Annotated in this window: 10 protein-coding genes; 5 read left to right on the top strand and 5 right to left on the bottom strand. The window is 67.1% G+C overall.

Annotated elements, in window-relative coordinates; genetic code table 11:
- Nucleotides 1–150 precede the first annotated feature (150 nt).
- From A5892_RS05795 to A5892_RS05780, 5 genes are read right to left on the bottom strand one after another with little or no spacing between them, the layout of a single operon-like run.
- Nucleotides 151–1,608 carry an efflux transporter outer membrane subunit gene (locus A5892_RS05795; protein ID WP_223302800.1) on the bottom strand — a complete coding sequence of 486 codons (1,458 nt, stop codon included), beginning with the start codon at nucleotides 1,606–1,608 and terminating at the stop codon, nucleotides 151–153.
- 8 nt (nucleotides 1,609–1,616) lie between these two features.
- Nucleotides 1,617–4,742 (bottom strand): efflux RND transporter permease subunit, encoded by a 3,126-nt coding sequence (locus A5892_RS05790; RefSeq protein WP_064121996.1) that lies wholly within the window; start codon nucleotides 4,740–4,742, stop codon nucleotides 1,617–1,619.
- On the bottom strand, nucleotides 4,739–7,897 hold the full coding sequence (locus A5892_RS05785) for a multidrug efflux RND transporter permease subunit (RefSeq protein ID WP_064121995.1): 3,159 nt from the start codon (nucleotides 7,895–7,897) through the stop codon (nucleotides 4,739–4,741). Before A5892_RS05785 ends, A5892_RS05790 begins: the two co-directional genes overlap by 4 nt.
- Nucleotides 7,894–8,145, bottom strand: a complete 252-nt coding sequence (locus A5892_RS20675; RefSeq protein WP_223302799.1) for a hypothetical protein — start codon at nucleotides 8,143–8,145, stop codon at nucleotides 7,894–7,896. Before A5892_RS20675 ends, A5892_RS05785 begins: the two co-directional genes overlap by 4 nt.
- A complete protein-coding gene (locus A5892_RS05780; RefSeq protein WP_223302798.1) occupies nucleotides 8,142–9,077 on the bottom strand; it encodes an efflux RND transporter periplasmic adaptor subunit in 936 nt (311 codons plus the stop codon). The genes A5892_RS20675 and A5892_RS05780 overlap by 4 nt, the downstream gene beginning before the upstream one ends.
- A 269-nt stretch (nucleotides 9,078–9,346) precedes the next feature.
- Between A5892_RS05780 and A5892_RS05775 the strand changes: the two genes are divergently transcribed.
- The 5 genes from A5892_RS05775 to A5892_RS05755 all read left to right on the top strand — a co-directional run bounded on the left by A5892_RS05775 (nucleotide 9,347) and on the right by A5892_RS05755 (nucleotide 14,931).
- Complete coding sequence (locus A5892_RS05775; RefSeq protein ID WP_064121994.1) at nucleotides 9,347–10,060, top strand: GntR family transcriptional regulator; 714 nt, start codon at nucleotides 9,347–9,349, stop codon at nucleotides 10,058–10,060.
- Entirely contained in the window at nucleotides 10,057–10,956 is a 900-nt protein-coding gene (gene prpB, locus A5892_RS05770) for a methylisocitrate lyase (protein ID WP_064121993.1), read from the top strand. Before A5892_RS05775 ends, prpB begins: the two co-directional genes overlap by 4 nt.
- Entirely contained in the window at nucleotides 10,953–12,080 is a 1,128-nt protein-coding gene (gene prpC, locus A5892_RS05765; protein WP_064121992.1) for a bifunctional 2-methylcitrate synthase/citrate synthase, read from the top strand. Before prpB ends, prpC begins: the two co-directional genes overlap by 4 nt.
- A 30-nt stretch (nucleotides 12,081–12,110) precedes the next feature.
- Nucleotides 12,111–13,592 carry a bifunctional 2-methylcitrate dehydratase/aconitate hydratase gene (locus tag A5892_RS05760; protein WP_064121991.1) on the top strand — a complete coding sequence of 494 codons (1,482 nt, stop codon included), beginning with the start codon at nucleotides 12,111–12,113 and terminating at the stop codon, nucleotides 13,590–13,592.
- A gap of 118 nt (nucleotides 13,593–13,710) precedes the next feature.
- Nucleotides 13,711–14,931, top strand: coding sequence for an MFS transporter (locus A5892_RS05755; RefSeq protein WP_082890286.1), 1,221 nt, complete (start codon nucleotides 13,711–13,713; stop codon nucleotides 14,929–14,931).
- The last annotated feature ends 4 nt before the right edge of the window (nucleotides 14,932–14,935 follow it).

The raw sequence follows: 14,935 nt of genomic DNA, 5'->3' as shown, positions 1-14,935 counted from the left end.
CCCCAAAGTGCGCTCTCGCTCGGTATCGAACAAGGGACACAGTGACGCATCGATGACACCGGCGTAGAAAGGACGTTCGCTCGCCCGGCGCGGGCCCAGTCCCGCGCCGGAACGCGAAGGACGGCGGCCCCGGGCAGGGGCCAGCCGGGATCACGGTATCTCGCTTACCGACCAGTCACCGCCCAGGGCCACGACCAGCTGAACGCTGGCGACCAGCTGATCGTTGACCAGCTCGAGCACGCTTTGCCGCTGCTCGAGGCTGGTCTGCTGAGTGGTCGCGACATCGAGATAGTCGATCATCCCCTCGCGATACTGGTTGTAGGTCACCCGCGCCGACTCCTCGGCCGACTGGGCCGCGCGCCGGCGGGCCGCGAGCTCATCATCGAGGGTGCGCAGCTCGACCAGACTGTCTTCCACCTCGCCAAGCGCATCGAGCACCGTCTGGCGATAGCTCGCCACCTGCGCGTCATACCCGGCGCGCGCCTGGGCGACCTCGGCGGCGGTGGCGCCACCGTCGAACAGGCTCTGGCTCAGCGATGGCCCGAGCGACCAAAAGCGGTTGGAGATCGAGAACAGCTTGGAGAGGCCGGAGTCCTGGTAGGCGCCGCTGGCGCTGAGGGTCAGATCGGGATAGTAGCCGGCGATGGCAACGCCCACCGCGGCGTTGGCCGAAGCCATGTCGCGTTCGGCCGCGGCGATGTCGGGGCGGCGCTCGAGCAGTGCGGACGGCATTCCGACCGGAATGCTTGGCAGGTTCGGCGTGTAGCCGTCGATCCTGGCCAGCGCGAACTCCGCCGGCGGCCTACCGATCAGGATCGCGATCGCATGTTCGTACTGCGCCCGCCGCCAAACCAGATCGAGACGCGAGGCCTGCGCTCCGTCCACCTGGGTCTGCGCCTGGGCGACGTCGGCCCTGGAGGTCTGTCCGGCGTCGTACTGGTGGCTCACGACCTGCAAGTAGCGCTGGTAGGCGGCGATCGTCTGGTCGTAGAGCGCGATGCGCTGATCCAGCACGCGCAGCGAGAAGTAGTCCTGGGCCAGCGACGACTGGGCGCTGAGCGTCGCGTTGGCGAGTTCGGCCGCACTGGACTGGGCACTGGCGCGGTCCTCTTCGACGCCGCGCCTGAGCTTGCCCCATAGATCGAGCTCCCAGCTCAGCGAGAGTTCGGCGCTGACGCTGTCGTTCGAGTCCGAGCGCGAGGCGGTGGAACCCGAGCCGCCGGCGGATGCCCCGCCACCACCGCCGCTGCGCGTACCGCTGCCTTCGAGCGTCGCGCTCGGGTACCTATCGGCACGCGCCGCGTCGGTGAGCGCCAGCGCCTGGCGATACTGGGCCGCGTACTGGGCGACGTTCTGGTTGGAGAGCTCGACTTGGTCGAGCAGCCGATCGAGCAGCGGATCGTCGAACGCTCGCCACCACGCGCCCTTGGCCTGGTCGTCGGCGGGCGTCGCCGGCTTCCAGCCCTCGGCCTCCTTGAAGCGGATGCCGAGATCCACCTCGGGGCGCTGGTAGTCCGGTCCCACGGTGACGCAGCCGCCGAGCGCCAGCGCCAGCGCGCAGGCCGGGAACCAGGAAGGAATGGAGATGCAACGACGATGAAAAATCACGGCGGCCCTCAACGAGCGGAGTCGGGTAGATGACCAACGCGCCGGCGCCAGAAGCTGGCGATGACCCGGCCCGCGCGATCGAGATAGAGATAGACCACCGGCGTGGTGTAGAGCGTCAGCAGCTGGCTGACCACCAGCCCCCCAACGATCGCCATCCCCAGCGGCCGGCGCAGGTCGGCATCGCCGCCGCTGGCGAGCACCATCGGCAGCGCACCGAAGAAAGCCGCGAGCGAAGTCATCAGGATCGGCCGGAAGCGCATCCGGCAGGCGGCCAGGATCGCCTGTTCCGGACCGGCGCCGGTGCGGCGCTCATGGTCGAGTGCGAAGTCGATCATCATGATCGCGTTCTTCTTGACGATCCCGATCAGCAGCAGAATGCCGATCAGCGCGATCACGGTGAGCTGCGTGCCGGTGACCAGCATCAGGATCAGCGCACCGATCCCCGCCGACGGCAGGGTCGAGAGGATGGTCAGCGGGTGGATCAAGCTTTCGTAGAGCACCCCGAGCACGATGTACATCGCCAGCAAAGCGGCAAGGATCAGCCACGGCATGCTGCTGATCAGGCTCTGATAGGCCTGGGCGGTGCCGGCGAAGCCGCCGTGGATATCGTCGGGCAGGCCGATCGCGACCAGCGCGCGCTGGATCGCCCGCTGCGCCCGCTCGAGCGAGGCGCCGTCGGCGAGATTGAAGGCGATCGTGCTGGTCGCGGTCTGATCCTGGTGGTTGACCGAGAGCGGCGCACTGCCGCCCTTGAAGCTGGCGAACGCCGAGATCGGCACGCGGTCGCCGTCGTCGTTGAGCACGAACAGCTCGTCGAGCACCGCGGGGTCCTGGGTGTACTCGGACTCGAGCCCCATCACCACGTAGTACTGGTTGAGCGACCGATAGAGCGTCGCCACCTGCCGCTGACTGAAGGCGTTGTTGAGGAAGGTGTCGATCATATCGACATCGATGCCGTAGCGGATCGCCGCCTGGCGATCGATCGAAAGCTCGACCTGCTGCCCGCCATCCTGGGCGTCGCTGTCGACGCCTGAGAGCTCGGGCAGCGCGCTCAGGGCGGCATATACCTTGGGCGTCCATTCACGCAGCATGGCGAGATCGTCGGCCTGCAGGCTGTATTGATAGGTCGCGTTGGCGCTGCGTCCACCTATGTGCAGGTCCTCCGCCGGCATCAGGAAAAGCTGCGCCCCCGGTGTGCCCTGAGCCTTCGCACTGAGCCGATTGGCGACCTCCAGCGCGCTGTCCTCACGCTCGTCGTAGGGCTTGAGGCTTATGAAGAAGTTGGCGCTGTTGCGCGAGCCGAACCCGCCGCTGCCGGTCGACGACATCACGTTGGCGACCGCGGGATCGCTCTCGATCAGCTGGCTGAACTTGATCAGCACCGGGCTCAGCGCCTGGAAGGAGATGTTCTGGTCGGCGCGCAGCTGGCCCATCAGCATCCCGGTGTCCTGGCTGGGGAAGAAGCCCTTCTGCACCACGGTATAGAGATAGATGTTGAGCCCCACGGTGAATACCAGCACCAGCATCACCCAGCGCCGCCGCTTCAACGCCCGGCCGAGGGAGGCGACATAGGCTGCGGCGAGCAGGTCGAGCCCGCGCTCGACCATGCGGCCACAGGCACGGAGCCATCCGCCGCGTCGCGCCGCAGCGGCCGAAGGCGCCTTGAGCAGCCGGGAGCAGAGCATGGGGGTGAGACTGAGCGACACCAGCAGCGAGACGATCAGCGAGATCGAGAGCGTCACCGCGAACTCGCGGAACAGCCGGCCGACGATATCGCCCATCAGCAGGATCGGAATGAACACCGCGATCAGCGACAGCGTCATCGCCAGCACCGTGAACCCCACCTCCCTGGCCCCGACCATCGCCGCCTCGAGCGGCGGCTTACCCTCCTCGAGGTGGCGGCTGACGTTCTCGAGCACCACGATCGCATCGTCGACGACGAAGCCGGTGGCGATGATCAGCGCCATCAGCGAAAGGTTGTCGAGGCTGTAGCCAAGCAGGTACATCACCGCGCAGGTGCCGATCAGCGAGATCGGCAGCGCCACCGCCGGAATCACCATCGCGCGAAGGTTGCGCAGGAACACCAGCACCACCGCGATCACCAGCAGGATCGCGATGCCGAGGGTCCTCTCGGTCTCGTGCAGCGAGGCGCGGATGGTGGTCGAACGGTCGATCACGGTGTCGAGTTCGACGTCATCGGGCAGCATCTCGCGAAGCGCGGGCAGCAGCGCCTTGATCTCATCGACGGTCTCGAGCATGTTGGCCCCCGCTGAGCGGGTCACCCCGAGCATCACCGCCGGCTGGCCGTTGTAGAAGCCTGCGGTGTATATGTCCTCGATCGAGTCGGATACCGTGGCGACATCGCCGAGCGTCACCGCGCGCCCATCGCTGTAGCTGATCAACAGCGGACGATACTGCTCGGCGCTGTCGAGCTGGCCGTCGGCATCGATCCACCAGCGCGTGCCCTCTCCCTGGATCTGGCCCTTGGGCTCGACGGTGGTCGCCTCGGCGATCGCGCGACGCACCGTATCGAGCGAAATGCCGTAATGGCTGAGCTGATAGGGTTCGAGCTCGACGCGCACCGCGGGCAGCGCGCTGCCGCGCAGCGATACCTCGCCGACCCCGCTGACCTGGGCGATCTTCTGCTGCAGCTCGCTCGAGGCCAGATCGTAGAGTTCGCCGCTGCTGAGCCGCTTGGAGGTCAAGGCGAGCATCAGGATCGGCGCGTCCGAGGGGTTGGCCTTGTGGTAGGTAGGCAGCGACGCCATCGAACTCGGCAGCTGGCTGCGCGCAGCGTTGATCGCCGCCTGGACGTCGCGCGCGGCGCCATCGATATCGCGGTCGAGCTCGAACTGGATGATCACGTTGGTCGACCCCTGCGAGCTCGTCGAGGTCATCTCGCTGATCCCGGCGATCTGCCCCATCGAGCGCTCGAGCGGCGCGGCCACGGTCGCGGCCATGGTCTCGGGGCTCGCGCCGGCGAGACTCGCCTCGACCATGATGGTGGGGAAGTCGACCTGCGGCAGCGGTGCCACCGGCATCAGCGCGTAGCCGAGCCAGCCGAGCAGCACCGTCGCCGCGCTGATCAATAGCGTCGCGACCGGGCGCAGGATGAAGAGTTCGATCACCCTCATGAGCGCTCACCGCCTTCCCGCCCGCTGCGTCGGAACCAGCCCTCGCGCAGACGACCCGCCATCCGGTCGAACATGAGATAGATCACCGGCGTGGTGAACAGCGTCAGCAATTGACTGACCAGCAGCCCGCCCACGATGGTCAGCCCCAGCGGCGTACGCAGCTCGGCCCCCGCCCCGCTCGCCAGCATCAGCGGCAGCGCGCCGAGCATCGCCGCAAGCGTGGTCATCAGGATCGGCCTGAAACGCAAAAGACAGGCCCGGTGGATCGCCTCCAGCGCGCTCAAGCCCTGCTCGCGCTCCCCTTCGAGCGCGAAATCGATCAGCATGATCGCGTTCTTCTTGACGATCCCGATCAGCAGGATCACCCCGATCAGCGCGATCAGGCTGAAGTCGGTATCGGTGAACATCAATGCCAGCAGTGCCCCGATCGCCGCAGAGGGCAGGGTCGAGAGGATCGTCAATGGATGGATGAAACTCTCGTAGAGCACCCCGAGCACCACGTACATGGTCAGCAGCGCGGCGAGGATCAGCCAGAGCGTATTGCCGGTAGCCTGGGTGAAGGCGCTGGCCGCACCCTGGTAGCGCAGGGTGATCGCCTGCGGCATGCCGATCTGCTGCTGCGCCTGCTCCACCGCCGTGCGGGCCTCTTCGAGCGAGTAGCCGCTGGCGATATCGAAAGAGATTCCCACCGCCGGCAGCTGGTCGAGGCGGTTCAGATTCTGATAGCCGACCCGCTGCTCGATGCTGGCTACGCTGGTCAGCCTGACCATCGGCGTGGTGGCGCTCGACTTGGCGGCGCTGGACGAACCGCTCGCATCCGAACCGTCCTCGCCGGAGAGATAGAGCCGCTCCAGGTCAGCCGGGGTCAGCCGGTACTCGGGGGCGACTTCGAGCACCACGCGGTACTGGTTGGACTGGGTGAAGATGGTCGAGATCAAGCGCTGCCCGTATGCGTTGTAGAGCGCGGTATCGATGTCGGAGGCGCTGATTCCGTAGCGCGCGGCGAGCGCGCGGTCGATCCTGACGTAGGTCACCGGCGCCTGGTCCTGCAGGTTGTCGACCACGCCCCTGAGCTCGGGCCGCTGCGCCAGCGCTTCGGTCAGCTTCGGCGCCCACTCGGCGAGCGTGCCGCGGTCTGTCGCGTCCAGGGTCAGCTGGTACTGACTCGGCATGCGCAGCGTATCGACGGTCAGGTCCTGGCCAGGCGTCAGGTAGAGCGATATTCCGATCACCGCCGCCGCCTTGGCGCGCAGCCGGTCGATCACCTCCTCCGCGCTGGCGCTGCGCATCGAAAAGGGCTTCAGCGCGATCTGCATCCGCCCGATGTTCTGCGCCTCGTTGCTGCCATCGACACCGATGATCGAGCTGACGCTGGCGACGTCAGGGTCCTCGTCGACCATCTTCGCCAGCGACTGCTGGCGCCGGCTCATCTCGGCGAAGGAGACGCTCTGCGGCGCAATGGTGGTCGCCTGGATCAGGCCGGTGTCCTGGCTGGGGAAGAAGCCCTTCGGCACCGCAAGGTAGAGCAGCGCGGTGAGCACCACGCACAGCAGCGCCACCAGCAGAGTCAGGCGCTGGTGCGCCAGCACCCGGATCAGACAGCGATCGTAGCCGTCGACCAGGCGCTTGAACTGCAGGTCCGCCCACCTCGAGAAACGGCTTTGGCGCTGCTCGGGCAGGTGCTGGAGCAGGTAGGCGCAGAGCATCGGTGTCAGCGTCAGCGATACCACCATCGAGACCAGGATCGCCACCGCCAGGGTGATCGAGAACTCGCGGAACAATCGGCCGACGACGTCGCCCATGAACAGCAGCGGGATCAGCACTGCGATCAGCGACAGGGTCAGCGAGACGATGGTGAAGCCGATCTGCTCGCTGCCCTTCAGCGCCGCCTGCATCGGCGGCTCGCCCTCCTCGAGCCGGCGCTGGATGTTCTCCACCACCACGATCGCGTCGTCGATCACGAAGCCGGTGGCGATGGTAAGCGCCATCAGGGTCAGGTTGTTGAGACTGAAACCGGCGAGGTACATCACCCCGAAGGTGCCGATCAGCGACAGCGGCACCGCGACGCCCGGGATCAGCGTGGCGGCGACCGTGCGCAGGAACAAAAAGCAGACCATCACCACCAGCGCCACTGCCAGCATCATCTCGAACTGGACGTCGCTGATCGAGGCGCGAATGGTCTGGGTCCGATCGCTGAGCACCTGCAGCTCGACGGACGCGGGTAGCGACTCCTTCAGCGTCGGCAGCATCGACTCGATGCGGTCGACCACCTCGATCACGTTGGCTCCCGGCTGGCGCTGCACGCTGATCACGATGGCGGGCTCGCCATTGGCCCAGGCGGACTGGTAGACGTCCTCCGCGGCTCGCTCGAGGGTGGCGACATCGCTGAGCTTGAGCGCCGCGCCATCCTCGTACTTGAGCACCAGCTCGCCGTATTCGGCCGCCGATTCGAGCTGGTCGTTGGCATCGATGGTGACCGAGTGATCGGGGCCGTCGAATCCCCCCTTCGAGCCGTTGACGTTGCCGCCGCCGACGACGTCGTAGACGTCCTCGAACGAGAGCCGGTGGGCGGCAAGCGCAGCGGGATCGACCCGGATCCGCACCGCGGGCTTATGGCCACCTTCGAGACTGACCAGGCCCACGCCTGAAATCTGTGCGAGCTTGAGCGCCACCCGGGTATTGAGCAGGTCCTGCACCTCGGTCAACGGCAGGCTGGATGAACTGGCCGCGAGGGTGATCACCGCGCTGTCGGCAGGATTGACCTTCTTGTAGGTGGGCGGATCGGGAAGATCGGTCGGCAGCAGCGAATCCGCTGCGTTGATCGCCGCCTGCACTTCCTGCTCGGCGACATCGAGCGAAACGTCGAGACCGAAGGTCAGAGTGATCACCGACGATCCGCCGGCGCTGTTCGAGTACATCTGGCCGAGCCCCGACATCTGCCCGAGCTGCCGCTCGAGCGGCGCGGTCACCTTGGACGCCATTACCTCCGGCCCAGCGCCGGGATAGAGGGTAGTGACCTGGATGGTCGGGTAGTCGACCTCAGGCAGCGCCGAGATGCTGAGCTGCTGGTAGGCGAACAGCCCGGTGCAGAGCAGCGCGGCCATCAATAGCAGCGTGGCGATGGGCCGCTGGATGAAGAGGCGGGAAGGATTCATCCGCTCGCGCTGTCGTTGGCATCGGTCGCGGCGTCGACCGGGATGACCTTGACGCCCTCGGTCAAGCGGTCGATCCCTCGGGTGATCACCCGCTCGCCGGGCTCGAGCCCCTGGGTGATCGCCACGCCGCCGTTGCCATCGGCGGGGCCGGAAGTAACCGCCCGTCGGCTGACGGTGTCGCCATCGCCGACCACATAGACGAAATCGCCCGAGTCGCTGAACTGCAGCGCCGCCGCCGGTGCGATCACCACACCCTCGAGGGTGCCGACCCGCAGCCGCACATTGACGAACTGATTGGGAAACAGCCGCTCGTCCTCGTTGGCGAATATCGCCTTGAGCTCGATGCTGCCGGTCGAGGTATCGATCTGGTTGGCGAGGAAGCGTACTTCGCCGCTGGCGATCGGCTGCCCGCCCCCTGGCCGAGCACCTCCACCGGCAGCGTGCTACCGCCTCGCAGCACCGGCAGCACCTGGTCGAGGTGCTTCTCGGCAATGCTGAAGGTCACCGCGATCGGCTGGGTCTGGGTGATGGTGACGATGCCATCGGTATCGCTCGAAAGCACCATGTTGCCGGGGTCGACCAGCCGCAGACCGACGTAGCCGCTGATCGGCGCGGTGATCCTGCCATAGTCGATATCCACCTGGGCGGCCTCGATCTGGGCCTGGTCGGCGGCGACCGCACCTTCGTATTCGCCCACGGTGGCGATCTGGGTATCGAGATCCTGCTGGGCCAGGGAGTCCTGGGCATGCAGCCTGCGATAGCGCGCGAGGGTCTGCCTGGCACTGGCGAGCAGCGCCTGGTTCTGCGCCAGCTCCCCCTGATACTGCGCCTTGGTCGCCTGATAGCCGCGGGTGTCGATTTCCGCCAGCAGCTGGCCGGCCTCGACCCTCTGCCCTTCGGTGAAGTGCACCGCCATCAGCTGGCCGTCGATCCTGCTGGTGACGGTGACGCTCTGGTTGGCGCTCACCGTACCCAGGGCGCCCAGTTCTACCGGGACCTCGCCTCGACGGGTGACGGCGACCTGGACGGGAGTGGCCGGCATCGCCATTTGTCCCGATTCGCCCCCACCGCGCAGGAACACCAGGTAGATCGCCAAGCCGAGGAGCGCTGCGATGGCGATCGCGAGCGGATAGACGCGCCGCGGCCGGCCCGGCTGGTTTTGCGTTGGAGAATCGTTCACCGCTGGTTCCTATGCCGCTCGAACTTAATCCCTGCTTATATTAACCACCCCGGCACGTGCATATTGAATAAACAAAACAACAACATCGTGAAACGGCCGCTGCCGCCCTCCCGCCAGTGCCCGAGAGACTCCGCTCCCGCCCCCTTCCCCTCACCCTCGATCGCGCCCGCTAAACGACTGGGACATTGTCGACACTACTTGTGTCTAATAGTGAAAAACACGCCAGGGGAATAGCTTTTACGCCACATTCTCCACTCGACTGTCGACACATGTCCTCTTCGATCCTCACCGCATCCGCCGATGCGGCCGCGCGCGAGACCCGCGCAGAGCAGGTATTCCACGACCTGCAGCGCGCGATCATCACTGGCGAACTGGCCGCCGGCAGCAAGCTCTCGGAGCCGGCGCTGGCCAGCCGCTACGGCATCAGCCGCGGCACCCTGCGTGCCGCGCTGCACCGCCTGGAGGGACATCGCCTGGTGGTGCGCGAGGCGCACATCGGTACCCGGGTGGTCACGCTCGAGCTGAGCTCGCTGATCGAGCTGTTCCAGATCCGCGAATCGCTCGAGGGATTGGCCTGTCGGCTCGCGGCGGCGCGGATGCCGGCGAGCGAGGTCGCCTCCCTTTCGCGGCTGCTCGACCAGCATGCCGAATCGACCGACTTCACCGCAGGGCGGGGCTACTGCCATCAGGAGGGGGATTTCGACTTCCACTATCGCATCGTCCAGGCCAGCGGCAATGCCGCCCTGACCCAGATGCTCGGCGATGGGCTCTACCAGCGGCTGCGCATCTATCGGGTACAGCTGGCCGCGGACGCCGGTCGCGCCCCTCAGGCGATGATCGAACACCGCCGCATTCTGGAGGCGCTCGCCGCCCGGGACGGCGAGCTCGCCGAGATCCTGATGCGTCGCCACATCGCCACATCGCGGCACCACATCGAACGCCGCCTGAGCACGCAACCATCCACTGAAGGAGCAAGCTCATGACCCGTGACAGCGCCGGTGCGAAACTTCGCGCCGCCGTCAATGCCGAACGCCCGCTGCAGGTAGTGGGTGCGACCAACGCCAACCATGCGCTGCTCGCCCAGCGCGCCGGGTTCCGTGCGCTCTATCTCTCCGGCGGCGGTGTCGCCGCCGGTTCGCTGGGCATGCCGGATCTCGGCATCACCCAGCTCGAGGACGTACTGATCGACCTGCGCCGGATCGTCGACGTATGCGAACTGCCGGTACTGGTCGATGTCGACACCGGCTTCGGCCCCTCGGCGTTCAACGTCGCGCGCACCGTGCGTTCGCTGATCCGCGCGGGCGCGGGTGGGCTGCACATCGAGGACCAGGTCGGCGCCAAGCGCTGCGGCCACCGCCCTGGCAAGGCGATCGTCAGTCGCGCCGAGATGGTCGATCGGATCAAGGCCGCAGTGGATGCTCGCTTCGACGACGGCTTCGTGATCATGGCGCGCACGGATGCACTCGCGGTGGAGGGGCTCGAGCCCGCGATCGAACGCGCCCAGGCCTGCGTCGAGGCCGGTGCCGATATGATCTTCCCCGAAGCGGTGACCGATCTCGCCACCTACCAGCGCTTCGTAAGCCAAGTACCGGTGCCGGTGCTGGCCAACCTGACCGAATTCGGCGCCACGCCGCTGTTCACGCTCGATGAGCTCGAGCGCTGCGGCGTCGCCCTCGCGCTCTATCCGCTCTCCGCCTTCCGCGCCGCCAACCGCGCCGCCGAGCGGGTGTTCGAGACGATCCGCCGCGATGGCACCCAGGCGGCGGCGGTCGAGACCATGCAGAGCCGCGAGGAGCTCTACGAGCGGATCGGCTATCACGCCTTCGAACGGCGTCTGGATGCGCTGTTCGCCCAGGATCGCGAAGGAGGTGCCCGGTGACCAATGCCAAGCCGTTGGGCGGTGCCGGCCTGCGCGGCCAGGTCGCCGGGCGTACCGCGCTCTCCACCGTCGGCCGCGAAGGCCACGGGCTGACCTATCGAGGCTATGCGATCGAGGAGCTGGCCGAGCAGGCCAGCTTCGAGGAGGTGGTCTGGCTGCTGTTCGAAGCCGAGCTGCCCACCGTCGAGCAGCTCGATGAATTGAAGAGCAGGCTGCGCCGTCATCGCCGCCTGCCAGAGGCGCTCAAGCGCGGGCTCGAACAGATTCCGGCGCAAACGCCTCCGATGGAGGCGGTGAGGACCGGCGTCTCGCTCTACGGCAACCTCGCCCCCGAAGCAGACTTCAGCGCACAGCGCGAGGCCGCCGAACGTTTGCTCGGCGCGCTGCCGGGGATCATCTGCTACTGGTACCGCTATGCCCATGGGGGCGAACGGATCGATACCGAAAGCGCAGCGGACGGCGTCGCCGAGCACTTCCTCACCCTGCTCCACAGCACGCGGCCGAGCGAGATGCATCGCCGGGCGCTCGACGCATCGCTGGTGCTCTACGCCGAGCACGAATTCAACGCCTCGACCTTCACTGCGCGAGTGGTCGCCTCGACCCTGGCCGATCTCTACTCCTGCCTGACCGCCGCGGTCGGCGCACTGCGCGGGCCGCTGCACGGCGGCGCCAACGAAGAGGCGATGGCGCTGATCGAGCGCTTCGACAGCGTCGAGGCGGCGCGGATCGGAGTCGCGCGGATGCTCGAGCGCAAAGAGAAGGTGATGGGCTTCGGCCATGCGATCTATCGCGACAGAGACCCTCGCAGCGCAGTGATCGAGCGCTGGGCCGCGCGGCTCGCCACCAGCCCCGCCTCGCACCGGCTGCTCGAGGTGTCGCGTGCGATCGCCGCGCTGATGGACGAGCAGAAGGGGCTCTTTCCCAACGCCGACTTCTACCACGCCAGCGCCTACCACTCGCTGGGCATCCCCACCGGGCTGTTCACGCCGATCTTCGTCATCGCCCGCACCGCCGGCTGGAGCGCCCATGTGTTCGAGCAGCGCGCCGACAACCGCATCATTCGTCCCAGCGCCGACTACGTCGGTTCCGAGCCGCGCGAGTTCGTGCCGCTGGCCCAGCGCTGAGCTTTTCCCCTCCCTCCAGGATTCCCATCGATGAGCGACCATTCAGACCTCAACCAGCGCCCCGACTACGACGAGGTGCTCCAGCGGATCGCCGACTACGTGCTCGATACCCCGATCGACAGCCGCGATGCCCTCGACACCGCGCGGCTGTGCCTGATGGATACCCTCGGCTGCGGCATGCTGGCGCTGCGCTTCCCCGAGTGCGTCAAGCACCTCGGCCCGATCGTGCCGGGCACGGTGGTGCCGTTGGGCGCCCGGGTCCCCGGCACCAGCCACGTACTCGACCCGGTCCAGGCGGCCTGGAACATCGGCTGCCTGATCCGCTGGCTCGACTACAACGACTGCTGGCTGGCCGCCGAGTGGGGCCATCCCTCGGACAACCTCGGCGCACTGCTCGCGGTCAGCGACCATCTGTCCCAGCGCCGGGTTGCGCAGGGAGAGGCGCCCTTCACCGTCAGAGAGCTGCTCGAGGCGATGGTCAAGGCCCATGAGATCCAGGGGGTGATGGCGCTGGAGAACTCGTTCAACCGGGTCGGCCTCGACCATGTAGTGCTGGTCAAGCTCGCCTCCACCGCGCTCAGCGCAAAGATGATGGGCGCCAGCCGCGAGCAGCTGCTTGCCGCGCTCTCCCAGGTGTTCGCCGACGGCCAGGCGCTGCGCACCTATCGACACGCGCCCAACGCCGGGTCGCGCAAATCGTGGGCGGCGGGAGACGCCAGCGCCCGCGGGGTGCGCTTGGCCGACATTTCCATGCGCGGCGAGATGGGCATCCCCGGCGTCCTAAGCGCCCCCCAGTGGGGCTTTTTCGATGTCTCGTTCAGCCACTTCAATCGCGATCTCTCGCTCAAGCCCGAAGCCGAGCGGCGCTTCCGGCTCGAGCAGCCGTTCGCCAGCTACGTGATGGAGAACGTGCTGTTCAAGATCAGCTTCCCTGCGGAGTTCCATGCACAGACCGCCTGCGAGGCGGCGGTGCGGCTGCATCCCGAAGTGAAGGAGCGGCTCGAACGGATCAGCAGGATCCGCATCCGCACCCACGAGTCGGCGATCAGGATCATCTCCAAGCGCGGGGCGCTGGCCAACGCCGCCGATCGCGACCACTGCCTGCAGTACATGGTCGCGGTACCGCTCGCCTTCGGCGACCTGCGCGCGGAGCACTACGAGGACGAATTCGCCGCCCAGCCGATCATCGACCAGCTGCGCGAGAAGATGGAAGTCGTCGAGGAGCCGCGCTTTTCGCGTGAATACCTCGAAGCCGACAAGCGCTCGATCGCCAACGCCGTGCAGGTGTTCTTCGACGACGGCAGCTCGACCGAAGAGATCGTGGTCGAGTATCCCATCGGCCATCGCCGCCGCCGCGCCGAGGGCGCCCCGCTGCTCGAGGCCAAGTTCGCCGCCAACCTCGCCACTCGCTTCCCGCGCGGGCGCTCGGAGGAGATCCTCGCCCTCTTCCGGGATCCCGCGCGGCTCGAGGCGATGCCGGTACACCGCTTCGTCGAGCTGTTCGTCGGCTGAGCGCAGGCTTGCCGCTCGATCCAGCCTGGAGCGAGCGGGCCAAGCGCCGTCGCGGTGCTACACTGGATGCCGTTTTCGGCCGAGCGGCGCTCGGCCGCGTCGCGTTCAAGGAACCTCGATGCCAGCCTCTCCGCCTTCCCGCGCCATGCGCTGGAGCGCTTTCTTCGCCGTAATCCTCGCCCTCGCCCTGGGCTTCGCCAGCAGTTCGATGCCGACCCCGCTCTACCCGCTCTATCAATTGGCGTGGTCGCTCCCGCCCAGCGCGCTGAGCTACATCTATGCCGGCTACATGTTCGGGGTACTCGGCGCGCTGCTGTTCTGCGGGCGCCTGGCCGATTCGATCGGCCGCTTCCGGGTGCTGCTCGCCGCACTCTGCCTGCTGCTGCTCGGACTCGGGATCTCCGCGCTGGTCTCGAGCGTACTGCCCATGGTGTTCGCGCGGATGATCGTCGGCTTCGCCAACGGGCTGCTGACCACCATCGCCGGCGCGACGATGCTCGCCGCCCATCCGCGTGGCGATCGCCGCGTCGCCGCGGTCGCCACCTCCACCGCGATGGCGAGCGGTTTCGGCCTCGGCCCATTGATCGGCGGCAGCATCGCCGAACTGATGCCCCAACCCCTGCGCCTGCCCTACCTGGCGATGGGAATGATCGCCCTGGCCGACCTCGCGCTTTTGCTCTACGCCCGACGCGTGCTGGACGATCGCACCGTCAACACGCAGCGCGCTGCGTTCAAGCTGCGCCCCAAGCTCACCCTGCCGCATGAACCGGGCCCGAGACGACTGTTCCTGCTGATGTCGTCATGCATCTTCATGATGTTCGCGATCGTCGGCCTGATGGCATCGCTGCTTCCCTCGCTGATCCACCAGCTCGGCCTAGGCAGCGGTCCGAGCGTAGTCGGCATCGCCTTCAGCCTGCTCGCCCTGGCCTCGGTGTGCGCCCAATTCGGCATGCGCCGGCTGCGCGCCACCCACGGCCTGCTGATCGGGCTCGCCGCCCTGCTCGCCTCGATGGCCGCGCTGGTCGCCTGCCTTTTCTACCACTCCCCCAGCGCGTTCTTCGCCAGCATGCTGCTCGCCGGGATCGGCCAAGGCTTGAGCCTGATGGAGACCAACCTGATCGCCTCCCACTGCGCCGAAGAGCACCACCGCACCACCACCATGGCCAGCTACTTCACCATCGCCTATCTCGGCGGTGTCGCCCCGGTAGTCGCGATCGGACTGCTCGCCGACTACCTCGGCCTCGAGCACGCCGTACAGCTGTTCTGCCTGCTCTGCGCCCTGGTCATCGTCTTCCTCGCCCTGCGCGTTTCACGCTCCAAGCGGGCCAGGGAGATCTGACCCG

Source organism: Halotalea alkalilenta (genome assembly GCF_001648175.1).
In the GTDB taxonomy this organism is placed as follows: Bacteria; Pseudomonadota; Gammaproteobacteria; order Pseudomonadales; family Halomonadaceae; genus Halotalea; species Halotalea alkalilenta_A.
Note: the sequence above shows the minus strand (reverse complement) of the source record. Positions and strands in the feature narration are given on the sequence as shown.

What these genes read in the sequence shown, in the direction of transcription:
- A5892_RS05790 (WP_064121996.1), bottom strand. Translation starts at nt 4,742, where the DNA reads ATGAGGGTGATCGAACTCTTCATCCTGCGCCCGGTCGCGACGCTATTG.
- A5892_RS05785 (WP_064121995.1), bottom strand. Translation starts at nt 7,897, where the DNA reads ATGAATCCTTCCCGCCTCTTCATCCAGCGGCCCATCGCCACGCTGCTA.
- A5892_RS05775 (WP_064121994.1), top strand. Translation starts at nt 9,347, where the DNA reads ATGTCCTCTTCGATCCTCACCGCATCCGCCGATGCGGCCGCGCGCGAG.
- prpB (WP_064121993.1), top strand. Translation starts at nt 10,057, where the DNA reads ATGACCCGTGACAGCGCCGGTGCGAAACTTCGCGCCGCCGTCAATGCC.
- A5892_RS05760 (WP_064121991.1), top strand. Translation starts at nt 12,111, where the DNA reads ATGAGCGACCATTCAGACCTCAACCAGCGCCCCGACTACGACGAGGTG.
- A5892_RS05755 (WP_082890286.1), top strand. Translation starts at nt 13,711, where the DNA reads ATGCCAGCCTCTCCGCCTTCCCGCGCCATGCGCTGGAGCGCTTTCTTC.